This is a genomic window from Streptomyces crystallinus (assembly GCF_039521265.1).
Taxonomy (GTDB): domain Bacteria; phylum Actinomycetota; class Actinomycetes; order Streptomycetales; family Streptomycetaceae; genus Streptomyces; species Streptomyces crystallinus.
In genome coordinates, this window is record NZ_BAAACA010000012.1 from 70,368 (window position 1) to 94,672 (window position 24,305).

Consider the following 24,305-nt stretch of genomic DNA (forward strand, 5'->3'; position numbering starts at 1 on the left):
CGACTTGTGACAAGCGTTCGAGTACGGCTACGTTCACCCCTCGACTCGGCAAACCAGGCTCACCGCCAGGCCCAGCAGTCACAGACGTAGTCACACGGAAGGCCACAGCATGCGCTCCGGGAACGGACGGCACCGCCGACCCCGCCAGGCTCCCGCACTCGTCGTCGCGGCGGGGGTGACCGGCTCGGCCCTCGCCCTGCCGCTCTTCGCCGCGAGCGGCGCGAACGCCGCCTCCGCGACCACCTGGGACCGCGTCGCGGAGTGCGAGAGCGGCGGCGCCTGGAGCGCGGACTTCGGCAACGGGCTGTACGGCGGGCTCCAGCTCTCGCAGGAGACCTGGCAGACCTACGGCGGCACCTCCTATGCCGAGCGGCCCGACCTGGCCAGCCGCGCCCAGCAGATAGCCGTGGCCGAGAAGGTGCTCGCGGCGAAGGGCCCCAAGGCCTTCACCAGCTGCTCGTCGGTCTCCGGGCTCACCTCGGGCGCCGGTGCGCCGGCCGTCGACCCGGGCGCCACCCCCTCGCCGTACGTCCCCTCCGAGGAGGGGGCCGCGACCCCGGACGCCACCGCGACGCCGTCCGCGCCCGCGAAGAAGCCTCCGGCGTCCCGTACGCCCTCCGGCTCCGCCTCCACCGCTCCCAAGCCCTCCACGACGCCCTCGGCGCCGTCCACGGGTGCGAGCGGCAAGCCCGGCTCGACCGACGCCGGCGCCGGCGGTACGGCGAAGACCACCGACCCGGCCGCCGGCTCCGCCTCCGGCGGCAAGCACCGCGGCACGCCGGACCCGGCCGAGAGCGGCACCCCCGCGACCACCGAGCCGGGCAATACGGACAACACCCATGAATCGGGGCGACACGCCTCGCGAGGTGACGCCGACTCACGTGGCGCGGGCGACGTCCTGGGCGCCGACTACACCGTCCGCCCCGGCGACAACCTGTGGGACATCTCGCGCGCGCACAAGGTCGAGGGCGGCTGGTCCGCGCTCTACAAGGCCAACGAGAAGACGATCGGCTCCGACCCGAACCTGATCCTGCCTGGCCAGAACCTTGATCTGAACCTGGCAAAGACGGACAACCCGGCCCCGACCAAGGGGTAGTTCAGGGGTCTATGTCCGCTTCTGTGCAAGTGAGACATGGATCTCTTTCCGTCAACTGCCCTGTCCCGTCCGCCCGGTACGCGCGTTACGCCCCCGACCTGCGGAAACAGGGGGCGCGAAAGAGGCCCGAGGGGCGATTTCTCCCTGATGTGCCCCTTTGAACATCAGGGGTTGGTGTGTTTACGGTCGGAGCGCTCGTCACCACGGGCCCCTCCGACCGGAAACGCCGAATCCTGCCGTCGGTCGCGGGGGAACAGTCGACGCTCGATGCGCCGTAGGCAGGAGCGGGGGACCCAAGGTAAGCGCCGGGCCCGGCCGTTGGGGGACGTACACACGTCCCCGGCGGCCACGGGACCGGCTTGGGGTGAAGACGCGCCACTGGCGCGGCCGGGCCACTCACTCGCCCGAACCCGACAGCTCACCTCGCAGGCGTCGGTGAGGAGAACTCCATGCTGCTTTCTGGCAAGGGCAAGCACCGCCGCCCGTCCAAGGCCGTCCGCGTCGTCACGCTGGCGGGTGTCACCGGTGCCGCCGTCGCCGCCCCGCTGATGGCCGCGGGCTCCGCCTCCGCCGCCTCCGTCTCCACCTGGGACGCCGTCGCCCAGTGCGAGTCCGGTGGCAACTGGTCGATCAACACCGGCAACGGCTACTACGGCGGTCTGCAGTTCTCGCAGTCCTCCTGGGCCGCGGCGGGTGGCACCCAGTACGCCTCCCGTGCCGACCTGGCCACCAAGGGCCAGCAGATCGCCACGGCCGAGAAGCTGCTCGCCATGCAGGGTCCGGGTGCCTGGTCCTGCGCCGGTGCGGGCAACCTGACGGCCGGTGGGTCGGCCGCGGACGTGGACACGTCCGGCGCCGCGAAGAAGGCCGCGCCGAAGAAGGCCGCGCCCAAGGCGGCCCCGGCCCCCAAGCGGGAGTCCGCCCCCGCCTCGCGCGGCGAGTCCCGCCCCGCGCCGGTCAAGACCGGTGACGGCGAGTACACGGTGAAGTCCGGCGACACCCTCGGCTCCATCGCGGCGGCGCACGGCGTCAAGGGCGGCTGGGAGAAGCTGTACGAGCTGAACAAGGACGTGGTGAAGGACGCGAACCTGATCTTCGTGGACCAGCACCTCCACCTCAGCTAGCGCGTGCTGCCCGGTCTTTGTCTGCGGGTGTGTGGTGGGTTGCTCGCGCAGTTCCCCGCGCCCCTAAAGGACTGTGGCTGAGCTGGGTGCTCCGGCGCGGCCTACTACCTAAGGGGCGCGGGGAACTGCGCGAGCAACCACCCACTCAGCCGCAGACGAAGGCCGGGCCCTGGGGCGGAGCCCCCGGCCGCCCGCCGGAGGGCTTTCGGGAAGGGGTGGGGTGGGGGCCCAAAAACCGGCCCCCAAGATCCACTCAGCTGTCAGCTGAACCGGGCCCGGGGCCGCGCCCCGAGCAAAGTCCCGCCCCACACGGGGCGGGGCTTTGTTTTGTTCGGGAACATTTTGCCCCCCGTTTCGTCCCACGACCCGGTCGGTCGGCTGGCCGATGCCCCGGAGCCGGTTAGGCTCAGGGGTGCCGGACCACGCGGCCCGGCCCATTCGCGTCACATCCCAGAAGGAGATGCTCGTGCCGTCCATCGACGTCGTCGTAGCCCGGGAAATCCTGGACTCCCGAGGCAACCCCACGGTCGAGGTCGAGGTCGGCCTCGACGACGGCAGCACCGGCCGTGCCGCCGTCCCCTCGGGTGCCTCCACCGGTGCCTTCGAGGCCATCGAACTGCGTGACGGCGACCCCAGCCGCTACCAGGGCAAGGGCGTCGAGAAGGCCGTCCTCGCCGTGATCGAGCAGATCGGCCCGGAGCTCGTCGGCTACGACGCCACCGAGCAGCGCCTGATCGACCAGGCGATGTTCGACCTGGACGCCACGGACAACAAGGGCTCGCTGGGCGCCAACGCCATCCTCGGCGTCTCGCTCGCCGTGGCCCACGCCGCCTCCGAGGCCAGCGACCTGCCGCTGTTCCGCTACCTGGGCGGCCCGAACGCGCACCTGCTGCCCGTTCCGATGATGAACATCCTCAACGGTGGGTCGCACGCCGACTCCAACGTCGACATCCAGGAGTTCATGATCGCCCCGATCGGCGCGGAGTCCTTCTCCGAGGCGTTGCGCTGGGGCACCGAGGTCTACCACACCCTCAAGGCCGTCCTGAAGCGCAAGGGCCTGTCCACCGGCCTCGGCGACGAGGGCGGCTTCGCCCCGAACCTGGACTCCAACCGCGCCGCCCTGGACCTGATCCTGGAGGCCATCAAGGAGGCCGGCTACGCCCCGGGCAAGGACATCGCGCTCGCGCTCGACGTCGCCGCGTCCGAGTTCTACAAGGACGGCAAGTACGAGTTCGAGGGCCAGTCCCGCTCGGCCGCCGAGATGACCGAGTACTACGAGGGCCTCGTCGACGCCTACCCGCTGGTCTCCATCGAGGACCCGCTCTTCGAGGACGACTGGGCCGGCTGGAAGGTCATCACCGACAAGCTCGGCGCCCGCGTCCAGCTCGTCGGCGACGACCTGTTCGTCACCAACCCGGAGCGCCTGGCCCGCGGCATCGAGGAGGGCACCGCCAACGCGCTGCTCGTCAAGGTCAACCAGATCGGTTCGCTGACCGAGACCCTCGACGCCGTCGAGCTCGCCCAGCGCAGCGGCTTCAAGTGCATGATGTCGCACCGCTCCGGCGAGACCGAGGACGTCACCATCGCCGACCTCGCCGTCGCCACCAACTGCGGCCAGATCAAGACCGGCGCCCCGGCCCGCTCCGAGCGCGTCGCCAAGTACAACCAGCTGCTGCGCATCGAGGAGATCCTCGACGACGCCGCGGTGTACGCGGGCCGCAGCGCCTTCCCGCGCTTCAAGGGCTGACCAGCCCGAGACGGGCCAGTCCGGACACGGGCTGACCGCCCTGTCGTACGTACGTCCCCGGCCGCGGTCCCGTACCGTGTCCGGGGACGTTGTACGTACGTGAGGGGAGCGGGGCGACATGGCCAAGGGCGACCGGGACCGGTTCTCCACCGCGGCCCGGCTCAAGGTGCTCGGCGAGCAGACCGCGGCCCGGGTCTACCGCTCCCAGACCAAGCGCCAGGCGCGCCGCTCCCGGCTCACCGGCCGGGCCGCGCTGCTCGCCCTGGTGATGTGCTCCCTGGTGGTGGCCCTCGCGTACCCGATGCGCCAGTACGTGTCGCAGCGCGGCGACATCGCCGAGCAGCGCCGCAAGGAGCACGACGCGGCCGCGCAGGTCGAGCGGCTGCGCGACGAGAAGGCGCGGCTCCAGGACGACGCGTACATCAAGCGGCTGGCCCGGGAGCATCTGCACATGCAGTTCCCGGGCGAGACCGGCTACACCGTGACCGACCCGTCGGCCGGCAAGGGCCGCCGCGACGGCAAGGCCGCCACCGGCCGCCCCTGGCACCAGAACCTCTGGGACGGCGTGGACAAGGCCGACCGGCCCGGCAACTGACGACGTGAACCGCCAGCGACAGATCCAGACAGACAGAGACTGAGACAGACACCGCGATGGAAACGCCCCCGCCCCAGACGCCCAGCACCGAGCCGACCGAGGCGGACATCGCCGCCTTCCAGGAGCAGCTGGGCCGCCCGCCGCGCGGACTGCGCGCGATCGCGCACCGCTGTCCGTGCGGCAACCCGGACGTGGTCGAGACGGCCCCCCGGCTGCCCGACGGCACGCCGTTCCCGACGACGTACTACCTGAGCTGCCCGCGGGCCGCGTCGGCGATCGGCACCCTCGAGGCCAACGGCGTCATGAAGGAGATGACGGAGCGTCTGGCGACCGACCCGGAGCTCGCCGCCGCCTACCGCGCCGCCCACGAGGACTACATCGCCCGCCGCGACGCCATCGAGGTCCTGGAGGGCTTCCCGAGCGCGGGCGGCATGCCGGACCGGGTGAAGTGCCTGCACGTGCTGGTCGGCCACTCGCTGGCGGCCGGGCCCGGGGTGAACCCGCTGGGCGACGAGGCCATCGCGATGCTGCCCGAGTGGTGGGCCAAGGGCCCCTGCGTCACCCCCTGCGTGGCCGGGGAGGGCGAGAAGTGACGCGGGTCGCGGCCATCGACTGCGGGACGAACTCGATCCGTCTGCTCGTCGCCGACGCGGACCCGGCCACCGGCGAACTCGTCGACCTGGACCGCCGGATGACGATCGTGCGCCTGGGCCAGGGCGTGGACCGCACCGGCCGGCTCGCCCCCGAGGCCCTGGAGCGCACCTTCGCGGCCTGCCGCGAGTACGCGGCGGTCATCGAGGAGTTCGGTGCCGAGCGGCTGCGCTTCGTGGCCACCTCCGCCTCCCGTGACGCCGAGAACCGGGACGCCTTCGTCCAGGGCGTCCTGGACATCCTGGGCGTCGAGCCCGAGGTGATCACCGGCGACCAGGAGGCCGAGTTCTCCTTCACCGGCGCCACCCGGGAGCTGCACGCCGACGGCGACTACCTGGTCGTCGACATCGGCGGCGGCTCCACCGAGTTCGTGGTCGGCTCCCGCCAGGTGCGCGCGGCGCGCTCGGTGGACGTGGGCTGTGTGCGGATGACCGAGCGCCACCACCTGAGCGACCCGGCCACGCCCGAGCAGATCGCCGCGATAAGGGCGGACGTCGAGGCCGCCCTCGACCTCGCCGAGCGGACGGTGCCGCTGCGCGAGCCGCGCACGCTGGTGGGCCTGGCCGGTTCGGTGACCACGGTCGCCGCCATCGCGCTGGACCTCGACGCGTACGACTCGGCGGCGATCCACCACTCCCGTATCTCCCACGACGAGGTCAAGCGGGTCACCGAGCGGCTGCTCGCCTCCACCCACGAGGAGCGCACGGCGATCCCGGTGCTGCACCCGGGCCGCATCGACGTGATCGCCGCCGGCGCGCTGGTCCTGCTGGCGGTCATGGAGCGCACCGGCGCCTTGGAGGTCGTGGTCAGCGAGCACGACATCCTCGACGGAATCGCCTGGTCGATCGCGTGATGGGGGCTCCGGAGGGCTCCCGCGGGGCCCTCCGGACCACCCTCCGCAAGAAAGTTCGTGAAGTTCTTCACAAGGAAAACCCGCCGGTTGCCCTCGATTGGGGGCCGTAGGCCTCTCTTCTGTAGGTCCAGAGGCTCAACGGGGCGCGATCCAGGGGGTCGACCATGTGTTACGGACGTGTTTCCTGGCCCGGTGGTCTAGCCCGCGCGAGGGTGTGAGGGCCAGTTCAGGAGGGGTGAACAACGTTCTCCCCCACACCGTGGTTCCCTCTGTCCACCATGACCTCGGTCACGTGGGCCGCGAAGTGTAGCAGAGACCCCATCGGACCTTGTGAAGGGGCGCACGAGCGAGGCTCCACAGGGGGGTGGATACTCGATGGCATGAGCACCACGGAGCGTCCCCGAATCCTCGTCGTAGGCGGTGGGTACGTAGGCCTGTACGCGGCACGGCGCATTCTCAAGAAGATGCGCTACGCCGAGGCGACCGTCACGGTCGTCGACCCGCGGTCGTACATGACGTACCAGCCCTTCCTCCCCGAAGCCGCCGCAGGCAGCATCTCCCCGCGCCACGTCGTCGTCCCGCTGCGACGCGTCGTGCGCGGAGCCGAGGTGCTCACCGGCCGTGTCACCAGCATCGACCAGGACCGCAAGGTCGCCACGGTCGCGCCGCTCGTCGGCGAGGCCTACGAGCTGCCCTTCGACTACCTGGTCGTCGCCCTCGGCGCGGTCTCCCGCACCTTCCCGATCCCCGGCCTCGCCGAGCAGGGCATCGGCATGAAGGGCGTCGAGGAGGCCATCGGACTGCGCAACCACGTCCTGGAGCAGCTGGACAAGGCCGACTCCACGACTGACGAGGACGTCCGCCGCAAGGCGCTGACCTTCGTCTTCGTGGGCGGTGGCTTCGCCGGCGCCGAGACGATCGGCGAGGTCGAGGACATGGCCCGCGACGCGGCCAAGTACTACACCAACGTGAAGCGCGAGGACATGCGCTTCATCCTGGTCGACGCCGCCGACAAGATCCTCCCCGAGGTCGGGCCGCAGCTCGGCAAGTGGGGCAAGGAGCACCTCGAGGGCCGCGGGGTCGAGATCTACCTCTCGACCTCCATGGACTCCTGCGTCGACGGCCACGTGGTGCTGAAGAACGGCCTCGAGGTCGACTCCAACACCATCGTGTGGACCGCGGGCGTCAAGCCCAACCCGGCGCTGGCCCGCTTCGGCCTGCCGCTCGGCCCGCGCGGTCACGTCGACACCGCCCCGACCCTCCAGGTCCAGGGCACCGACTACATCTGGGCCGCCGGCGACAACGCCCAGGTCCCGGACATCGCCGCCCGCAAGGCCGGCGTCGAGAACGCCTGGTGCCCGCCGAACGCCCAGCACGCGCTGCGCCAGGCCAAGGTCCTCGGCGACAACGTGGTCTCCGGGATGCGGGGCTTCCCGCAGAAGGAGTACGCGCACGCCAACAAGGGCGCGGTGGCGGGCCTCGGCCTCCACAAGGGCGTCGCGATGATCGTCATGGGCAAGATGAAGATCAAGCTCAAGGGCCGTCTCGCCTGGTACATGCACCGTGGCTACCACGGTCTGGCCGTGCCCACCTGGAACCGCAAGATCCGCGTCTTCGCCGACTGGACCCTCGCGATGTTCCTCAAGCGCGAGGTCGTCTCGCTCGGCGCCATGGAGACTCCGCGCGAGGAGTTCTACGAGGCCGCCAAGCCCGCTCCGGCCCCGGCCGCCAAGGTCGAGGAGAAGGCCAAGGCCTCCTGACCCCGGTCAGCCTCCCGTAGCAACGCCCGAAGGGGCCGTCCGCCATCCGTGGTGCGGACGGTCCCTTCGGCGTGTGCGCCCCGCGGTCCTGTCACCTTCGCGCCGCCGGTGTACGCCCGTGGCGCTGTAGCGGGATGGCCGGTGCCCGGGGCAATGTTGTCCGGGTGCTGGGCATGTGGGGGCCGACTTCACGGAGGTGTGCGCCATGGCCGACGTCGCCACGCGGCTGACCGCTCTCGCCGGCGGGCTCCTGGGCGAGGACCTTCCGGTCCGGGTGCGCGCCTGGGACGGCAGCGAGGCGGGCCCGCCGGGCGCCCCCGTCGTCGTGCTGCGCCACCGCCGCGCCCTGCGCCGGCTGCTGTGGAAGCCGGGCGAACTGGGCCTGGCCCGCGCCTGGGTGGCCGGCGAGCTGGACATCGAGGGGGACCTCTATCTGGCCCTGGACCTGCTGGCCGGGCTGGTCTGGGAGCGCGGCGGGTCCGAGGGCGCCGGCCATCCCGTACGCGACCCGAGGCTGCGGGCGGCCGCCCGCGAGCTGCTGCGGCTCGGCGGGCCGCTGCCGCCGCCCGCCCCGCCCGCCGAGGAGGTGCGCCGCCGCACCGGACCGCTGCACACCAGACGCCGCGACCGGCAGGCCGTCAGCCACCACTACGACGTGGGCAACGACTTCTACGCCCTGGTGCTCGGCCCCTCGATGGTCTACTCGTGCGCCTACTGGGAGCACCCCGACGCCACCCTGGAGGAGGCCCAGCGCGACAAGCTGGAGCTGGTCTGCCGCAAGCTCGGGCTGAAGGAGGGCGACCGGCTGCTCGACGTCGGTTGCGGCTGGGGCTCGATGGCCCTGCACGCGGCCCGCCACCACGGCGCCCGGGTGGTCGGCATCACCCTCAGCGCCGAACAGGCCGCCCACGCCCGCAAACGCGTCGCCGAGGAGGGCCTGGCCGACCGGATCGAGATCCGGGTGCAGGACTACCGGGACGTACGGGACGGGCCGTACGACGCGATCTCCTCGATCGGGATGGCCGAGCACGTCGGCTCGGTGCGCTACCGGGAGTACGCGGACGACCTCTACGCCCTGCTGAAGGACGGCGGGCGGCTGCTCAACCACCAGATCGCCCGGCGCCCCGAGGGGAACGAAGCGGCGTACCACGTGGACGAGTTCATCGACGCGTACGTCTTCCCCGACGGCGAACTGGCCCCGCTCGGGCGGACCCTGGCGACCCTGGAGGACGCCGGTTTCGAGGCCCGTGACGTGGAGGCCCTGCGCGAGCACTACGCCCTCACCCTGCGCCGCTGGGTGGGCAATCTGGAGGCGGGCTGGGAGCGCGCGGCGAAACTGGCGGGCCCCGGCCGGGCCCGGGTCTGGCGCCTGTACATGGCGGCCTGCGCCCTGTCCTTCGAGCGCAACCGCATCGGCGTCAACCAGATCCTGGCGGTGAAGGTGCCGGAGGAAGGCACGTCGGGGATGCCGCTGAGGGCGAGGAGGTGGGGGAGCGCACCTTGATGCGCCCCGAAGGGGCGCACTCAGGGGCGCGGGGCTGTGTCATTTTGCGGCTCCGCCGCGCGGGCGCGACCAGCCCCCACCGGCCCGCAGCCGGAATGATACGTTCGGCAGCCGGGCGCCCCCAGGTGTCCGCATTGTCATGCATATGCCATAAATGGGAGTACGCGTGCACCGCCACCGCAGAACCTGGCTGCTGGGTATGGCAGTCGCCCTGATGTCCGCACTCGCCGCGCCCGGCGCGGCCAGCGCCGACACCCTCACCGTCACCCCCGGGGCGATCTTCAACGACCCGTCAGGCCCCACCGCCGACCAGGACCGCATCCGCGACCACGTCGTCTCCCTGGTGAACGACGCCCCCGCGGGCAGCACGGTCCAGATGTCGATGTACACCTTCACCGACGACGTGCTGCGCGACGCACTGATCGCCGCGAAGGACCGCGGCGTCGCCGTGAAGCTGGTCGTCGACTACAAGTCGCACAACTTCAAGCCCGACGGCACCGAGCTGACCAAGGGCGGCGAGTACGAGAACCTGGCCGCGGCGCTCGGCACCGACCGCACCAAGCCGTCCTGGATCCTGTCCTGTCCGCAGGGCCGCGGCTGCATCGCCAACCGCAGGCTGAACTCCAGCGACGACGGCTCGATCAACCACAACAAGTTCTTCCTCTTCTCCCACACGGGAGGCGCGGACAACGTCGTGGTGCAGACCTCGGCCAATATGTCGGGCACCCAGCGCACCGACCTCTTCAACAACGCCGTGACGCTCGTCGACGCCGGTCTCTACGCCAACTACCAGGCGTACTTCAACGACCAGGTGGCCAACGGCTCCGCCGGCACGAGCGACAACAACTACTACTCGACGCCGATCAGTTCGACCAACCCGAACTACAAGACGTACTTCTTCCCCCGCAAGGAGACGTCCGGCACCACCTACTCGACGGACCCGGCCACCGACACGGTCAAGCTGATCCTCGACAAGGTCACCTGCTCCGCCACCCAGCACTCCGAGGTGCGGATGGCCGCCAATCTGTTCTACCGCGACCAGATCGCCACCAAGCTGACCCAGATGGTCGATGCGGGCTGCAAGGTCTACCTGGCGGCCGACGGCAACCCCAACGGCGGCGGCACGGGCGTGCCGTCCCTGGGCAAGACCGTCGAGTCGATCCTGTACGGGCAGCTCACCCAGCGCGTGGAGTGCTTCGAGACGCCGCCCGCCGGGCACACCGTCAACATCGGCATCCACTCCAAGTACCTGCTGGTGAACGGCACGTACGAGGGCGTCGCCAACGAGAAGATCGTCTGGACCGGCAGCCACAACTACTCGTGGCAGGCGCTGCGCTCCAACGACGAGACCATCCTGAAGATCAACGATGACGCGGTCTACGACCAGTTCAAGGCCAACCACGACCGGCTGATGTCGTACTGCGCCGGCAGCTGACGTACGTACGCGAAAAGGAGGGGCCCGGGACGGCACACGCCGTCCCGGGCCCCTCCCGCTGTCTCTGCCGCTACTCCGTCTTGATCGCCGTCAGCATGTTCAGCCGGGCGGCGCTGCGGGCCGGCCACATGGCGGCCAGGACGCCCACCAGGCCCGCCAGGAACAGGAACAGTGCGATCCGGTCCCACGGGATCACCAGCGCGTAGGCCGGGATCGAGCCCTTGATGGTCTCGCCGACGGCCCAGGCGAGGAAGGTGCCGAGGCCCACGCCGATCAGTGCGCCGAAGACCGCGATGACGACGGCCTCCAGACGGATCATGCGCTTGACCCGGCTCCGGTCCAGACCGATCGCCCGCAGCATCCCGATCTCCTGCTGGCGCTCGAAGACCGACATGGCCAGCGTGTTCACGACGCCCAGGACCGCGATCAGCAGCGCCATCGCGAGCAGCCCGTACATGATGTTGAGCAGCGTGTTGATCATGCCGCCGAAGACATCGCGGATGTCCTGCTGGTCCATGAAGCTGATCGCCGGGTTGTTGCCGAGCGCGTCGACCAGCGCCTGCTCGTTGGCCTTGGTGGCGCCGCCGGACATCTTCACGAAGACGGACTCGATGTGCGGCCGGGTCTCGTGCGGGTCGAGCAGCGCGGTCGAGCTGAGCAGCGGCGCCAGGAACTCCTGCTTCTTGAAGACCGCGCCGACCGTGAGGGACGCCTTCTTCTTGTCGTCGAACTCCACCGGCAGCCGTGTGCCCGGCTTCCAGCCGTGCTTCTTCGCCGTCTCGTCGTCGATCGCGAGCTGCCCCCGGCCGAGGGTGGCGAGCGAGCCGGAGACCGTCTCGACGCGGAGCACCTTCTCGATGTCGCCCGGCGTGACCCCGTCGACCGAGCGGAAGTCGCCGTCGACCTTCAGATACGAGGCCTGCCTGGGCGAGGCCGCGACGACGCCCGGGGCCTTGCGCAGCTCCGGCACGACCGACCGGTCCAGCCGGTCGCCGCTGGCCATCGCCACCATGTAGTCGGCCTTGATGTTGTCCGTGGTCGTCTTGTCCACGGCCTTGCCGACCGTGATGCCGAGCACCGACAGCGCGGTGACCAGGGTCAGACCGATGGCGAGCGCGGAGGCGGTGGCGCCGGTGCGGCGCGGGTTGCGCACCGCGTTCTGGCTGGCGAGCTTGCCGGAGACGCCGAACACCTTGGCCAGCGCCGGGCGGACGAGTCCGATGACCGGGCGGGAGAGCAGCGGGATCAGGACGATGACGCCGACCAGGGAGAGGAAGGCACCGAGGCCGATCATCGTCTTGCCGTCCCGCCCGGCGGCCGCGCCGGCCAGGATCGCGGCGAAGCCGCCCAGGGTGACGATCGCGCCGATGGTGTTCCGTACGACCAGCGACTTGGTGGTCGCGGCGGCGTGCACGCTGTTCATGGCGGCGACCGGCGGGATCTTCGCGGCGCGCCAGGCGGGCAGCAGGGCGGCGATCAGGGTGACGATCACACCCACTGCGAGCGCGGCGACGACCGGGGTGGAGGAGACGACCAGCGAACCGGCCGGCAGCTTCACACCGAACGAGTCCATCGCGGAGCGCAGCCCCACCGCGAGAGCGAGGCCGAGCCCGAAGCCGACCACCGAGGCGACCGTGCCGACGACCAGCGCCTCGCTGAGCACCGAGCGCCGCACCTGGGCGCGGGAGGCGCCGACGGCGCGCATCAGGGCCAGTTCCTTGGTGCGCTGGGCGACCAGCATGGTGAACGTGTTGGAGATCAGGAAGATGCCGACGAAGAGCGCGATGGCAGCGAAGGCCAGCAGCGTCTGGCTGAGCGCGCTCAGCCCCTTCTCGATGTCGTCCGCCTCCTGCGCGGCGAGCGCCTGGCCGGTGCGGGCCGTGGCGTGCTCGGGCAGCGTCGGCAGGACCTGGTCGAGGAGCTTCTGGGCGTCGACGCCGGGCTTCGCCGAGACGTTGACCTTCTGGAAGAATCCCGGCTTGAGGTAGAGCTGCTGGGCGACCTTGGTGTCGAACAGCACCAGGCTGCCGCCGGCGTTGACCGCGCCGTCCTCGGTGGTGAACACACCGGCCAGGGTGTACGTCTTCACCGGCCCGTTGGTGGCGACGCGGATCCGGTCGCCGACCTTGTACCCGCCCTTGTCGGCGGTGTCCTCGTCGAGCGCGATCTGCCCGTCCCGGACCGGCCCGCCGCCGGTGGTGAAGGTGTACGCCGGGTCCTTGCCGTCGCGGCTCGGCGAGAAGTTCCCGCCCTTGTTCGACCAGCCCTGGCCGATCAGCTTGCCCTTCTTGTCGGCCACCGCGGCGAAGCCGTCGACGCGCCCGTTGACCGAGGTGACCCCGTCCAGGGCCGCGACCTGGTCCAGGGTCCGCCGGCCGATGCCCGGGTCCTGCTTGTCGTCGTCCCGGCTGCCGTACGACTCGATGGCCACGGCCACGTTGTCGTAGCTCTTGGCCGACTGGTTCTTGAAGGCGCTCTTGAGGGTGTCGGTGAAGACCAGGGTGCCGGAGACGAAGGCCACGCCGAGCATCACGGCGAGCACGGTCATCAGCAGCCTGGCCTTGTGCGCGAGCACGTTGCGCAGGGCGGTTTTGAACATGGGGCTTTTCTCAGTCCTGGGGTGGGAGCCGGGTGAAGGGGGCGAAGGGGGCCTTGCGGGTCAGCTCGTGCGGCCCTTGGTGTCGAACTCCTTCATGCGGTCCAGCACGCCGTCGGCGCTCGGGCGCAGCATCTCGTCGACGATCCGGCCGTCGGCGAGGAAGATCACCCGGTCCGCGTAGGCGGCGGCGACCGGGTCGTGGGTGACCATGACCACGGTCTGGCCGAGCTCGCGCACCGAGTTGCGCAGGAAGCCCAGGACCTCGGCGCCGGAGCGGGAGTCCAGGTTTCCGGTCGGCTCGTCACCGAAGATGATCTCGGGCCGGGAGGCGAGGGCGCGGGCCACGGCGACCCGCTGCTGCTGGCCGCCGGAGAGCTGGGTGGGCCGGTGGGAGAGCCGCCCGGACAGGCCGACCATCTCGATCACCTTGGCCAGCCACTCCTTGTCCGGCTTGCGGCCCGCGATGTCCATCGGCAGCGTGATGTTCTCGGCCGCGGTCAGCGTCGGCAGCAGGTTGAACGCCTGGAAGATGAAGCCGATCTTGTCCCGGCGCAGCTGGGTGAGCTGCTTGTCCTTGAGCGAGCCGAGCTCGGTCTCGCCTATCCGGACCGACCCGGAGCTGAACGAGTCGAGCCCGGCCACGCAGTGCATCAGCGTGGACTTGCCGGAGCCCGAGGGGCCCATGATCGCGGTGAACTCGCCCTGGTGGAAGTCGACCGTCACCCGGTCGAGCGCGACCACCTGGGTCTCGCCCGCGCCGTAGACCTTCGACAGCTCGGTGGCGCGGGCGGCCACCGCGGTGGCGCGGTGTGCGGTGGGGATGGTGGTCAACGGAGGACTCCTGTCGGACGTGCGGTGGGGACCCCTCCATCCTCGATGCCGCCGGGGCCCCGGAACGTCAGTCCCTGTGCCCGTTCCCGGGCCCTCTTGAGTCTTATACGAGCGCCGCTCGCCTCCTCCTCGGGTATGACACCGCCCCTTAGGAGGCCCCCGGCTGCTCCGGCCGCGCGGGCGGCCTGGGAGGGGGAGTCGAATTCGCGTCATTCCGTTACGCACAGTCCGGCTGACCGGTATGCCTGCCAACCGCCTCCGGCATGTGCCGCAGCGGTATGGGCCGTCCCTGACGCCCTCTCAAGCGCCAATAAAATAAGACAACATCGGCCATCGTTCCACCGTCCGGGGGAGCCCTCCCGATAGGCTCTTCGGGGGAACGTAGGAACCGCGCGACCAGCCCGGATGGTGGAAAGCAGACACGGCGAGCTTAAACCTCGCTGGCCCTAGGGCCGTGCCGGTTCAAGTCCGGCTCCGGGCACCTCTCGCCCCCCTCGGGGGAGAGCGTGAAGAACCGATAATTCGGTGCACAGAAGGACGCGCCGGACGTTCGCGGAAGCGTCAGTGCGGCCGATTACCGGCGAATGAGCGGCGCGTGGGCAAACAGTTCCCGTGCGCCCCTCCGGCCGCCCCGCCACGCGCCCTGCCGCCCGCCGCGAGGCAGCGCCCGGCCCGGCCGGGCCCACCCTCCACTTCCGGCCGCCGCGCCCGCGGCGCTCCCGTGGCACTCTTGTGACCGCCGACACCCTGGTGTAGGGCTCGTCCGGCGAGGAAAGATCCTCCCAGAGCACTAGGGTGATTGTTTTGCTTTCCCATTACCCTTGACGTCAAGGCCGCGCACGGCGGCCATGGAGGAGTGAGATGAGGAGCAGCAACCCGGTCTTCTCGCGACGGGGGTTCAGCCGCGACAACGGCTCCGCGGGCTTCAACACCGCGCCGCAGGCCGGGGGCAACCCGTACGCGCAGGCACCGACGAACCCGTACGGGACGAATCCGTACGCGACGAACCCCTACGCCCAGCAGGACACGCAGTACGGCGCCCCCCAGGCCCCGGCCCGCGGCGACGTGATGACGATGGACGACGTCGTCTCGCGCACCGCGATCACGCTGGGCGTGGTGGCCGCGGGCGCGGCCCTCGCCTGGGCCCTGCTGCCGGTCAGCTCGACCAGCTACGGGCTGGCGGTCGGTGCCGCCCTGGTGGCGTTCGTCCTCGCGATGATCCAGTCGTTCAAGACCAAGCCGGTCCCGGCGCTGATCATCGGCTATGCCGCGTTCGAGGGCGTCTTCCTCGGCGTGATCAGCGAGATGTACAACGAGCGCTGGTCCGGCGCGCCCTTCCAGGCGGTCCTGGGCACCCTGGCGGTCTCCGGCGCCACGCTGTTCGCCTACAAGCAGCGCTGGGTCCGCGTGACCGCGCGGTACGCCCGCATCGGTATGACCATCGCGATCGCCTTCGTCCTGGTGTCGGTGGTGAACCTGCTGGTCGTCGCCTTCGGCGGCGCCGACGGCGGCGGTCTGCGCAGCTTCGGCCCGCTGGGCTTCGCGGTCGGTGTGCTCGCCATCCTGATCGGCTGCTTCTTCCTGACGCTGGACTTCAAGCAGATCGAGGACGGCATCACCTACGGCGCCCCGCGCCAGGAGTCGTGGCTGGCGGCCTTCGGCCTGACCATGTCGCTCGTCTGGATCTACCTGGAGATGCTGCGTCTGGTGGCGATCCTCCAGGGCGACGACTAGACGCCCGTCACGCGCTGAGAAGGGGCCCGTCCGGCAGCAGCCGGGCGGGCCCCCGCGCATGTCCCCGGCTTCCCGGCCAGGAGGCCGGCCGGACAGCGCTGCGCCCCGCCGGGGGTCGGATGGCGGGGCGCAGCGCGAAGTCCCTTCCTGGAGTCCTAGAGCAGGCGGCGCGCGGCCCGCCTCAGGTCGTACTCATGGATGATCGCCTTGGCGTGTCCGTACGCGAGGTCGTGCTCGCTGCGGAGCCAGCTGACCTTCTCCTCGAACCGTACGAGGGAGGGGCCTTCGTCGACGGTGCGGAGCCAGTCGGAGACCTCACGACCGGTGCAATGGGGGATGCGGGAGAGCAGGTTGCGATGGGTTTCTTCGGAGAAGAGTTGGGACATCGGCGCCTCCGGACGCATTGCCTGGGGGTCCCCGGTTCGGGCCGGGCCGAGAACGCGGGGGACGGTCCTTCACGTCACCGTGCCTGAGCGTTCGCGTATTGGCAACAGTCCCGGGGCGGCGCGTAGGGTCGCGGAGTGCTAGATGTGACCCCGCTCCTCGCCGCCGTGGACCGCTTCGCCGACCGTCTGCGGGCCGCCCCCGAGAGCCGCCTGCGGCGCGGCGCCGCCGCCGAAGGCCTCGCCCTGGCCAGGGAGTTGTCCTTGCGCGCCCAGCGCGCGGAGGCCCCGCTCGCCGAGCCGCGGGTGATGCCCGACGCGGGGGCCTTCACGGTCGCGGACCAAGTGTCGGTGGCGGGGCGGGATTTGGCCGAGGCGCTGCGCACGGGCGCGGCCCCGGCCGAAGGTCTGGCCGAGGCGGTGGGGCTGGTGGGGGAGGCGGCGCAGAGGGCGTTCGGATAGCCCGACGCGCCCTGCCGGGGCCTGCGGCCGCTCCGGCGGCCTACAGGGACGCGATGACCCGGTCCGCCAGGATGTACACGCTCTCCTCGCCGCACGAGAACGTCAGCGCGTACGCCCCCGAGATGCCCGAGCCGCCGAGCAGCACCGGGGCGTCGCCCTCGCGCAGCGCCTCGGCGAGCCGCTCGGAGGTCTCCCGGTGGCCGGGGGTCATGCACAGCGTGGTGCCGTCGGCGAAGACGTAGACGTCGAGGGTGCCGAGCGGGCCGGGGCGGACGTCCGCGAGCTCCGTACGGGCCTCGGCCAGCTGCTCCAGGCGCGAGACCGTGGACTCGTGGTCGGCCACGACGGAGGTCTGCGCCGGGACGAAGTCCGGGTGCGAGGGGTGGCGGCGGCGGGCGGCGGCCAGCTCCGGGGAGTCCTCGGGGAACTCCTCGTACGGCTCGGCGCCCAGCTCCATGCCCTCCAGACCGACGAAGTCGGCCTGCCGGGGGAGGAACAGCGAGGCGTCCTCTCCGAGCCCCGTGAGGCCGCCCAGGAGCGACGGGGCGTCCGCCGCGTCGCGCGCCTCCTGCGCGGCCCAGAACGCCCGCGCCTCGGCGAGCTCGCGCTCACGCTCCTCGGCGAGCGCCTCGGCCACGGCGGCGCGTATCTCGGCGACCGGGGTGTCGCCGCCGCGCGCCTGGTGGGGCACGGTGGTGGACCGGCCGGCATGGGTGGCCGCGAGGTCGGCGCGCAGCGCCACGACCTGCCTGCGCAGCCCGTGGGCGGCGTGCAGGGCAGCAGCGCCCACGGCCGTGGCAGCGGCCGTGGTCAGCAGCAGGGCAAGAGACATGGCGCTCACTGACTTACTCCCGGATTCAAACGATTCCCCGACTTCCTACATCAGCTTGTCGGGTACCCGCGCCCCTTGTCAGTGCATTACGTCACGAATTGGACAGGTCTTTGTGCCTGGGGTTTACCCCCGTGACCCCTGTGACCTGCGGGAATGTCTCTCCCCCGGGACGTACGTCACATCCTGGGGGAGATTCGGTCACGAACCGGACGCGGTGGGGTTGAGGCGGTGCTGAAAGGTGTCACCCCGTCCGGGCGCCGCCCCTGCCCCCTGCCGCAGCGTAGGCCCTCGTCAGCTCAGGCGCTCGATGACCATGGCCATGCCCTGGCCGCCGCCCACGCACATCGTCTCCAGACCGAACTGCTTGTCGTGGAACTGGAGGGAGTTGATCAGCGTGCCGGTGATCCGGGCGCCGGTCATGCCGAAGGGGTGGCCGACCGCGATGGCGCCGCCGTTGACGTTCAGCTTGTCGAGCGGGATCTCCAGGTCGCGGTAGCTCGGGATCACCTGGGCGGCGAACGCCTCGTTGATCTCGAACAGGTCGATGTCGCCGACGGTCAGGCCGGCCCGCTTCAGCGCCTGCTTGCTCGCCTCGACCGGGCCGAGGCCCATGATCTCGGGGGACAGGCCGGTGACACCGGTCGAGACGATCCGCGCCAGCGGGGTCAGCCCCAGCTCCCGGGCCTTGGTGTCGCTCATGATGACGAGGGCTGCGGCGCCGTCGTTGAGCGGGCAGCAGTTGCCGGCGGTGACCAGGCCGTCGGGGCGGAAGACGGGCTTGAGGCCCTGCACGCCCTCCAGGGTGACGCCCGCGCGCGGCCCGTCGTCCTTGCTGACGACCGTGCCGTCGGGGGTGGTGACCGGGGTGATCTCGCGCTCCCAGAAGCCGTTCTTGATGGCTTCCTCGGCGAGGTTCTGCGACCGTACGCCGAACTCGTCCATGTCCTGGCGGGTGACGCCCTTGGCGCGGGCCAGGTTCTCGGCGGTCTGGCCCATCGAGATGTACGCGTCGGGGATCAGGCCGTCCTCGCGCGGGTCGTGCCAGGAGGCGCCGGAGGACTCCGCGACGGCGGCGGTACGGGCCTCGGCGTCGGCGAAGAGGGGGTTGTGGGTGTCGGGCATCCCGTCGGAGCTGCCCTTGACCGAACGGGACACCATCTCGACACCGGCCGAGATGAAGACGTCGCCCTCGCCCGCCTTGATGGCGTGCAGCGCCATGCGGGAGGTCTGGAGGGAGGAGGAACAGTACCGGGTGATGGTGCAGCCCGGCAGGTGGTCCATGCCCATCTGCACGGCCACGATCCGGCCCAGGTTGTGGCCCTGCTCGCCGCCGGGGAGGCCGCAGCCGAGCATCAGGTCGTCGATGTCGCGGGGGTCGAGCTCGGGGATCTTGGCGAGCGCGGCCTGGATGATCGTGGCGGTGAGGTCGTCCGGCCGCAGATCCTTGAGCGAGCCCTTGAAGGCGCGGCCGATGGGGGAGCGGGCGGTCGAGACGATCACGGCTTCGGGCATCAGGGCTCCAGAGGCTTTAAGCGGGCGGGCTCTCTGGGAAGTTACCCGTACGTACGGAATTGGTCATCGGGCGGCGCGTGTGATGCGGGCCTCTTTTCTAAGCGGTTGCTCAGCGCGGTGGCTGTGGCCCGGCCTTTGTCTGCGGCTGCGTGGTGGGTTGCTGGCGCAGTTGCCCCCACCCCGCCCCTTCCCGAAAGCTCTCTGGCGAGCGGCCTTCGTCTGCGGACCGTGGGCGGCTGGTCGCGCAGTTCCCCGCGCCCCTAGGGGGTCGCCCGCAGCCGGACCCCTCAGCTCAGCCACAGGCGCTTTTAGGGGCGCGGGGAACTGCGCGAGAAGCGACCACGGCTGGCAGACGAAGGCGGGTTTGGGGGCGCGGGGAACTGCGCGAGAAGCGGCCACGGCCCGCAGACGACCGAGGGTTTTCAGGGGCGCGGGGAACTGCGCGAGCAACCACCCACTTACCCGCAGACGAAGGCCGGGCGGATCAGGGGCGCGGGGAACTGCGCGGGCAACCCACCACCGGCCCGCAGACAAGGGCCGGGCGGATCAGGGGCGCGGGGAACTGCGCGAGCAACCACCCACTCAGCCGCAGACAAAGGCCGGGCGCAAGCAGGGGCGCGGGCAACCCGCCACTCAGCCGCAGGCAAAGGCCGGGCACAAAGCAGGGCGCGCCCCCCGGCCGTCCACGGACCGGCGGGGGGCGCGCCCCAGGGGCACAGCGGGGCGGCGGCTACTTCGCCAGGAACGCCAGGAGGTCCTGGCGGCTGACCACGCCCGTCGGCTTGCCCTCGACCAGGACGATCGCCGCGTCCGCCTCGCCCAGGACCGACATCAGCTCACTGACCGGCTCGCCCGAGCCGACCTGCGGCAGCGGCGCGCTCATGTGCTTCTCCAGCGGGTCGGAGAGCGAGGCGCGCTGCGCGAAGAGGGCCGCGAGCAGCTCCTTCTCCACCACCGAGCCGATGACCTCGGCGGCCATGACGTCCGGGTGCCCCGCCCCCGGCTTGACGATCGGCATCTGCGACACGCCGTACTCGCGCAGCACCTCGATCGCCTCCCCGACCGTCTCCTCGGGGTGCATGTGGACCAGGGACGGCATGCCGCCCTGCTTGTCCGCGAGGACGTCGCCGATGCGGGCGGACGGGCCCGCCTCCTCCAGGAAGCCGTGCCCGGCCATCCACTCGTCCGAGAAGATCTTGGAGAGGTAGCCGCGGCCGGAGTCGGGGAGCAGGACGACGACCACGTCGTCCGGGCCCAGGCCCTCGGCCACCCGCAGCGCCGCCACCACGGCCATCCCGCAGGAGCCGCCGACCAGCAGGCCCTCCTCCTTGGCGAGGCGGCGGGTCATCTGGAACGAGTCCTTGTCCGAGACCGCGACGATCTCGTCCGTGACCTGACGGTCGTACGCCGTGGGCCAGAAGTCCTCGCCCACGCCCTCGACCAGGTACGGACGGCCCGAGCCGCCGCTGTAGACCGAGCCCTCGGGGTCCGCGCCGACGACCCGTACGGACCCGCCGGAGACCTCCTTGAGGTACTTGCCGGTGCCGGAGATCGTGCCGCCGGTGCCGACGCCCGCCACGAAGTGCGTGATCTTCCCGTCGGTCTGCTCCCACAGCTCGGGACCGGTGGTCTCGTAGTGCGAGCGCGGGTTGTTCGGGTTGCTGTACTGGTCCGGCTTCCAGGCGCCGGGCGTCTCGCGCACCAGGCGGTCCGAGACGTTGTAGTACGAGTCCGGGTGCTCCGGGTCGACCGCCGTCGGGCAGACGACGACCTCGGCCCCGTACGCCCGCAGGACGTTGATCTTGTCGAGCGACACCTTGTCCGGGCAGACGAAGATGCACTTGTAGCCCTTCTGCTGGGCCACGATCGCGAGACCGACACCCGTGTTGCCCGAGGTGGGCTCCACGATGGTGCCGCCGGGCTTGAGCGCGCCGCTCTGCTCCGCCGCTTCGATCATGCGCACGGCGATCCGGTCCTTGACCGAGCCGCCGGGGTTGAAGTACTCGACCTTGGCCAGGACGGTCGCCTGGATGCCCGCGGTCACACTGTTGAGCTTCACCAGCGGGGTATTGCCGACGAGGCTGATCATCGAGTCGTGGAATTGCACCGTTGTCTCCGGGGTCTCCGTGATGGTGCCGCCAGCGTATGCGCACAGCGACCGCCCGTTCACCTCACCGCGGGATTGAGCGACACCCGTCACCGGGCAGGTAGCTGATGTACGGCTCCAAGGAGGTGGCGGTGGCTGGGAGTGTGTCGACCGTGTCGGCCGGGGTGTCGGCGGGGTCACGGGCGAGGGTGGCCCGCCGGATCGCGGCGGGCGCGGCGTTCGGCGGGGGCGGGATCGGGCTGCTCGCCACCGCCGCGGTGGGGGTGCTGCTCGCGGAGGCGGCACTGGCCAGACGGTCGGTGGGCGGCGGCTCCGCCCCGCACCCGCCGAGCGCCGACGGTCTGTACGGGGTGGCCTTCGCCAACGGCACGCCGCCGCTGCGGCTGGGCATACTGGGTGACTCCACGGCCGCCGGCCAGGGCGTGCGGCGGGCCGGGCAGACCCCGGGCGCGCTGCTCGCCTCGGGGCTCGCGGCGGTGGCGGAGCAGATGGTCACGCTGCGGAACGTGGCGCAGCCGGGCGCCCAGTCGGACGACCTGGACCGCCAGGTCTCGCTGATGCTGGCCGACCCGGCCCGTATCCCGGACGTCTGCGTGATCATGATCGGCGCCAATGACGTCACCCACCGGATGCACCCGGCGGCGTCGGTGCGCCATCTGGCGGGCGCGGTGCGGCGGCTGCGGACGGCGGGCGCCGAGGTGGTCGTCGGCACCTGCCCCGACCTCGGCTCGGTCGAGCCGGTCTACCAGCCGCTGCGCTGGCTGGCCCGGCGCGTCTCGCGCCAGCTCGCGGCGGCCCAGACGATCGTGGTGGTCGAGCAGGGCGGGCGGACGGTCTCCCTCGGCCATCTGCTCGGCCCCGAGTTCGAGGCGAACCCGCGCGAGCTGTTCGGGCCGGACAACTACCACCCCTCGGCGGAGGGGTACGCGACGGCCGCGATGGCCGTCCTGCCGACGCTCTGCGCGTCGCTGGGGCTGTGGCCGGACGCCGATCTGCTCGACGCGGACCGCGACGAGGACATCCTGCCGGTCGCCAAGGCCGCGGCGGAGGCCGCCGCCGAGCCCGGCACCGAGGTCAGCGGGGCCCGCGCGCCCTGGGCGCTGCTCAAGCACCGCCGCAGGCGGCGGCTGACCGCGACCGAGCCGTCGACCGCGCACCCGGCGCACCCCGCGCACCCCTGAGTCCCCTACGGCGCACGCCGGTTGCCGGGCCGTCATATCCGTCGTGGAAACGGTACGAGCGCGACATGTCCGCGCAGCACGCGCTTAACACTGCTGCGGCACAGTGGTGTTCGTCGGCAGGGGGGAACCCGGCCGGCACCACCAGCGGCGTCAAGGACCTCCGGAGCGGCTCCCGGACTTCTCGGACGCCCAGGACGCGGCGACCGGCCCTGACCCGGGACCGTGTCCCGCGCGGGGACCGCCGTCGTCCCGCCCCCCGGGAGACCGGGGGTGCGGCGGTCCCCGCGCCCACTCTTCTCAGCCCTCCTCAGCCGTCTCGCCTCAGTCGTCGTCGCCCCGGCGGCGCGGCCACGGCCACGGGCGGGCGGCGTGCACGGCGTTCACTCCGAAGATGCCCGCCCAGGTGACGAAGAGGCCGTTCAGCCCCGCGTTCACGGCGCCGATCGCGGACAGCGGGATGGCCAGGACCAGCGAGATCATGCCAAACCCGAAGCGCTCCGCGAAGCCGAGGTCCGGGTGCTGGCCGGCCGGGCGGCCGCCGCGCGCCACCACCATCTGCTGCTCGGCGAGCTGGCGCCGCACCCGGCGGTCGATCGCCGGGTCGAGCCGCTGCTCGACCTTCTCCAGGAACGAGTCGACGAGCGCGGGCTCGTACTCCTCGCCGAGCTCCCTGCGGGCCTGCAGGGTGGCGTCCAGTTCTTTGCGCAGTTCGGCGTCGCGGGCTTCCATGCTTCCTTACGGTACGGAGAAGGCGGCGCGGGCACAGTGGGGGTAGCCCCCGTACTTGCCCGTCTGCATATGGTCATGCAGAGTGCTGGGCGACTGAATATCGTGGGTGTGCGGGAGTCACGGGCGTGAGGAAGGGGGACGGCATGAGCGACAGCCCTGCCGCGCGGCTGCAACAGCTCTTCGAGGGGCGCCGGCTGACACCGACCCAGCGGCGCATCGCCCACTCGATGGTGCGCAGGGCCGCCGACGTGCCGTTCCTGTCCAGTGTGGAGCTGGCGGAGCTGGCCGGGGTGAGCCAGCCGTCGGTGACGCGCTTCGCGGTCGCGCTGGGCTTCGACGGCTACCCGGCGCTCCGCCGCCATCTGCGCGAGGTGGTGCCCGAGTCCGCGCCCAAGGAGGGCGAGGACGAGTACAACGAGTACCAGCAGGCCGTGCAGGCCGAGATCGAGAACCTGCGGCACCTGGCGGGGCTGCTGGCGGATCCGGCGCCGGTGGAGGAGGCCGGCCGGCTGCTCGCCGGGTCCCGTCCGCTGCCGGTCCTCGGCCTGCGGGCGGCCTCCTCGCAGGCGCGCGGCTTCGCCTACTTCGCGGCGAAGGTCCACCCGGACGTACGGCTGCTCGACGAGGGCGGCACGATGCTGGCCGACCGGATCGACGCGGCGTCGCGGGCGGGGGCGTCGGCGCTGCTGTGCTTCGCGCTGCCGCGGCATCCCCGGGAGGTGGTGGACGCGCTGGCGTACGCGCGGGGGCGGGGGCTGACCGTCGTCACGGTCGCCGACTCCGCGTTCGCGCCGGTGGCGCGCCACAGTGACCTGCTGATCCCGGCGGCTGTCGGCACGGGCCTCGCCTTCGACACGGCGTGCGCGCCGATGCTGCTGGGGCGGGTGCTGCTGGAGGCCATGTGCGACGCGTTGCCGGACGCGCAGGCGCGGCTGGAGGAGTTCGACGCGGGGGCCGCGGCGCGGGCCCTGTTCGTGGAGTAGCCCCACGACGCCCGGCCTTCGCCTGCGGGCCGGTGACCGGCTGCTCGCGCAGTTCCCCGCGCCCCTGTTCGGCCCGGCCTTCGTGTGCGGGTGAGTGGTGGGCTGATCGCGCAGTTCCCCGCGCCCCTGGGTAGGACGGCCTGTTCTGGCGGCCCTGAAAACCCGCTTTCGTCTGCGGGCCGTGGCC

20 protein-coding genes, 1 tRNA gene and 1 riboswitch are annotated in these 24,305 nt (G+C 71.4%); of the genes, 14 read left to right on the forward strand and 7 right to left on the reverse strand.

What is annotated here, in order from left to right; all coding sequences use genetic code 11:
- Window positions 1–109 precede the first annotated feature (109 nt).
- The 9 genes from ABD236_RS10235 to ABD236_RS10275 all read left to right on the forward strand — a co-directional run bounded on the left by ABD236_RS10235 (window position 110) and on the right by ABD236_RS10275 (window position 10,765).
- The gene (locus ABD236_RS10235) at window positions 110–1,096 is read left to right on the forward strand and encodes a transglycosylase family protein (protein WP_344072667.1); all 987 of its coding nucleotides are present in this window, start codon (window positions 110–112) and stop codon (window positions 1,094–1,096) included.
- Window positions 1,097–1,356: 260 nt separating this feature from the next.
- Window positions 1,357–1,543: riboswitch (cyclic di-AMP (ydaO/yuaA leader) on the forward strand.
- 2 nt (window positions 1,544–1,545) lie between these two features.
- Complete coding sequence (locus tag ABD236_RS10240) at window positions 1,546–2,220, forward strand: transglycosylase family protein (protein WP_344072669.1); 675 nt, start codon at window positions 1,546–1,548, stop codon at window positions 2,218–2,220.
- Between the two features lie 460 nt (window positions 2,221–2,680).
- Window positions 2,681–3,967 (forward strand): phosphopyruvate hydratase, encoded by a 1,287-nt coding sequence (gene eno / locus ABD236_RS10245; RefSeq protein ID WP_344072671.1) that lies wholly within the window; start codon window positions 2,681–2,683, stop codon window positions 3,965–3,967.
- A 118-nt stretch (window positions 3,968–4,085) separates the two neighbouring features.
- On the forward strand, window positions 4,086–4,562 hold the full coding sequence (locus ABD236_RS10250; RefSeq protein ID WP_344072674.1) for an FtsB family cell division protein: 477 nt from the start codon (window positions 4,086–4,088) through the stop codon (window positions 4,560–4,562).
- 56 nt (window positions 4,563–4,618) lie between these two features.
- Window positions 4,619–5,155, forward strand: a complete 537-nt coding sequence (locus ABD236_RS10255; RefSeq protein WP_344072676.1) for a DUF501 domain-containing protein — start codon at window positions 4,619–4,621, stop codon at window positions 5,153–5,155.
- A complete protein-coding gene (locus tag ABD236_RS10260; protein ID WP_344072678.1) occupies window positions 5,152–6,066 on the forward strand; it encodes a Ppx/GppA phosphatase family protein in 915 nt (304 codons plus the stop codon). Before ABD236_RS10255 ends, ABD236_RS10260 begins: the two co-directional genes overlap by 4 nt.
- 380 nt (window positions 6,067–6,446) lie before the next feature.
- The gene (locus ABD236_RS10265) at window positions 6,447–7,826 is read left to right on the forward strand and encodes an NAD(P)/FAD-dependent oxidoreductase (protein WP_344072680.1); all 1,380 of its coding nucleotides are present in this window, start codon (window positions 6,447–6,449) and stop codon (window positions 7,824–7,826) included.
- A gap of 205 nt (window positions 7,827–8,031) precedes the next feature.
- Window positions 8,032–9,330 carry a class I SAM-dependent methyltransferase gene (locus ABD236_RS10270; RefSeq protein WP_344072682.1) on the forward strand — a complete coding sequence of 433 codons (1,299 nt, stop codon included), beginning with the start codon at window positions 8,032–8,034 and terminating at the stop codon, window positions 9,328–9,330.
- Between the two features lie 199 nt (window positions 9,331–9,529).
- Window positions 9,530–10,765 carry a phospholipase D-like domain-containing protein gene (locus ABD236_RS10275; protein WP_344072684.1) on the forward strand — a complete coding sequence of 412 codons (1,236 nt, stop codon included), beginning with the start codon at window positions 9,530–9,532 and terminating at the stop codon, window positions 10,763–10,765.
- Between the two features lie 70 nt (window positions 10,766–10,835).
- Here ABD236_RS10275 and ABD236_RS10280 read toward each other — a convergent pair whose 3' ends face one another.
- Together ABD236_RS10280 and ABD236_RS10285 are read right to left on the reverse strand one after the other, a co-directional pair.
- On the reverse strand, window positions 10,836–13,364 hold the full coding sequence (locus tag ABD236_RS10280) for an ABC transporter permease (RefSeq protein WP_344072686.1): 2,529 nt from the start codon (window positions 13,362–13,364) through the stop codon (window positions 10,836–10,838).
- A 60-nt stretch (window positions 13,365–13,424) separates the two neighbouring features.
- Window positions 13,425–14,195, reverse strand: coding sequence for an ABC transporter ATP-binding protein (locus ABD236_RS10285; RefSeq protein ID WP_344072688.1), 771 nt, complete (start codon window positions 14,193–14,195; stop codon window positions 13,425–13,427).
- A 399-nt stretch (window positions 14,196–14,594) separates the two neighbouring features.
- Here ABD236_RS10285 and ABD236_RS10290 point away from each other — a divergent pair.
- Window positions 14,595–14,676, forward strand: a tRNA-Leu gene (locus ABD236_RS10290).
- A gap of 380 nt (window positions 14,677–15,056) precedes the next feature.
- Entirely contained in the window at window positions 15,057–15,929 is an 873-nt protein-coding gene (locus tag ABD236_RS10295) for a Bax inhibitor-1/YccA family protein (protein ID WP_344072690.1), read from the forward strand.
- 155 nt (window positions 15,930–16,084) lie between these two features.
- On the opposite strand, the gene ABD236_RS10300 is transcribed toward ABD236_RS10295, so the two are convergent.
- Window positions 16,085–16,315: a DUF4287 domain-containing protein gene (locus ABD236_RS10300; protein ID WP_101388640.1), complete on the reverse strand. Its 231-nt coding sequence runs from the start codon at window positions 16,313–16,315 to the stop codon at window positions 16,085–16,087.
- A gap of 135 nt (window positions 16,316–16,450) precedes the next feature.
- Here ABD236_RS10300 and ABD236_RS10305 point away from each other — a divergent pair, with 135 nt between their 5' ends.
- Window positions 16,451–16,774 (forward strand): hypothetical protein, encoded by a 324-nt coding sequence (locus ABD236_RS10305; protein WP_344072694.1) that lies wholly within the window; start codon window positions 16,451–16,453, stop codon window positions 16,772–16,774.
- A 40-nt stretch (window positions 16,775–16,814) separates the two neighbouring features.
- Here the strand turns inward: ABD236_RS10305 and ABD236_RS10310 are convergent, their stop codons facing one another.
- The 3 genes from ABD236_RS10310 to ABD236_RS10320 form a co-directional block, all read right to left on the reverse strand.
- Window positions 16,815–17,606, reverse strand: a complete 792-nt coding sequence (locus ABD236_RS10310; RefSeq protein ID WP_344072722.1) for a hypothetical protein — start codon at window positions 17,604–17,606, stop codon at window positions 16,815–16,817.
- 291 nt (window positions 17,607–17,897) lie between these two features.
- Window positions 17,898–19,118 (reverse strand): acetyl-CoA C-acetyltransferase, encoded by a 1,221-nt coding sequence (locus ABD236_RS10315; RefSeq protein WP_344072697.1) that lies wholly within the window; start codon window positions 19,116–19,118, stop codon window positions 17,898–17,900.
- Between the two features lie 730 nt (window positions 19,119–19,848).
- Window positions 19,849–21,225: a cystathionine beta-synthase gene (locus tag ABD236_RS10320; RefSeq protein ID WP_344072699.1), complete on the reverse strand. Its 1,377-nt coding sequence runs from the start codon at window positions 21,223–21,225 to the stop codon at window positions 19,849–19,851.
- A gap of 188 nt (window positions 21,226–21,413) precedes the next feature.
- On the opposite strand from ABD236_RS10320, the gene ABD236_RS10325 reads away from it, so the two are divergent.
- Entirely contained in the window at window positions 21,414–22,406 is a 993-nt protein-coding gene (locus tag ABD236_RS10325; RefSeq protein ID WP_344072725.1) for an SGNH/GDSL hydrolase family protein, read from the forward strand.
- Between the two features lie 321 nt (window positions 22,407–22,727).
- Here the strand turns inward: ABD236_RS10325 and ABD236_RS10330 are convergent, their stop codons facing one another.
- The gene (locus ABD236_RS10330; RefSeq protein WP_344072701.1) at window positions 22,728–23,135 is read right to left on the reverse strand and encodes a hypothetical protein; all 408 of its coding nucleotides are present in this window, start codon (window positions 23,133–23,135) and stop codon (window positions 22,728–22,730) included.
- A gap of 143 nt (window positions 23,136–23,278) precedes the next feature.
- On the opposite strand from ABD236_RS10330, the gene ABD236_RS10335 reads away from it, so the two are divergent.
- Complete coding sequence (locus tag ABD236_RS10335) at window positions 23,279–24,118, forward strand: MurR/RpiR family transcriptional regulator (RefSeq protein ID WP_344072703.1); 840 nt, start codon at window positions 23,279–23,281, stop codon at window positions 24,116–24,118.
- Window positions 24,119–24,305 lie beyond the last annotated feature (187 nt).

What these genes read in the sequence shown, in the direction of transcription:
- ABD236_RS10295 (WP_344072690.1), top strand. Translation starts at nt 15,057, where the DNA reads ATGAGGAGCAGCAACCCGGTCTTCTCGCGACGGGGGTTCAGCCGCGAC.
- eno (WP_344072671.1), top strand. Translation starts at nt 2,681, where the DNA reads ATGCTCGTGCCGTCCATCGACGTCGTCGTAGCCCGGGAAATCCTGGAC.
- ABD236_RS10240 (WP_344072669.1), top strand. Translation starts at nt 1,546, where the DNA reads ATGCTGCTTTCTGGCAAGGGCAAGCACCGCCGCCCGTCCAAGGCCGTC.
- ABD236_RS10275 (WP_344072684.1), top strand. Translation starts at nt 9,530, where the DNA reads ATGGCAGTCGCCCTGATGTCCGCACTCGCCGCGCCCGGCGCGGCCAGC.
- ABD236_RS10335 (WP_344072703.1), top strand. Translation starts at nt 23,279, where the DNA reads ATGAGCGACAGCCCTGCCGCGCGGCTGCAACAGCTCTTCGAGGGGCGC.
- ABD236_RS10315 (WP_344072697.1), bottom strand. Translation starts at nt 19,118, where the DNA reads ATGCCCGAAGCCGTGATCGTCTCGACCGCCCGCTCCCCCATCGGCCGC.
- ABD236_RS10310 (WP_344072722.1), bottom strand. Translation starts at nt 17,606, where the DNA reads ATGTCTCTTGCCCTGCTGCTGACCACGGCCGCTGCCACGGCCGTGGGC.
- ABD236_RS10255 (WP_344072676.1), top strand. Translation starts at nt 4,619, where the DNA reads ATGGAAACGCCCCCGCCCCAGACGCCCAGCACCGAGCCGACCGAGGCG.
- ABD236_RS10330 (WP_344072701.1), bottom strand. Translation starts at nt 23,135, where the DNA reads ATGGAAGCCCGCGACGCCGAACTGCGCAAAGAACTGGACGCCACCCTG.
- ABD236_RS10265 (WP_344072680.1), top strand. Translation starts at nt 6,447, where the DNA reads ATGAGCACCACGGAGCGTCCCCGAATCCTCGTCGTAGGCGGTGGGTAC.
- ABD236_RS10280 (WP_344072686.1), bottom strand. Translation starts at nt 13,364, where the DNA reads ATGTTCAAAACCGCCCTGCGCAACGTGCTCGCGCACAAGGCCAGGCTG.
- ABD236_RS10235 (WP_344072667.1), top strand. Translation starts at nt 110, where the DNA reads ATGCGCTCCGGGAACGGACGGCACCGCCGACCCCGCCAGGCTCCCGCA.
- ABD236_RS10300 (WP_101388640.1), bottom strand. Translation starts at nt 16,315, where the DNA reads ATGTCCCAACTCTTCTCCGAAGAAACCCATCGCAACCTGCTCTCCCGC.
- ABD236_RS10250 (WP_344072674.1), top strand. Translation starts at nt 4,086, where the DNA reads ATGGCCAAGGGCGACCGGGACCGGTTCTCCACCGCGGCCCGGCTCAAG.
- ABD236_RS10270 (WP_344072682.1), top strand. Translation starts at nt 8,032, where the DNA reads ATGGCCGACGTCGCCACGCGGCTGACCGCTCTCGCCGGCGGGCTCCTG.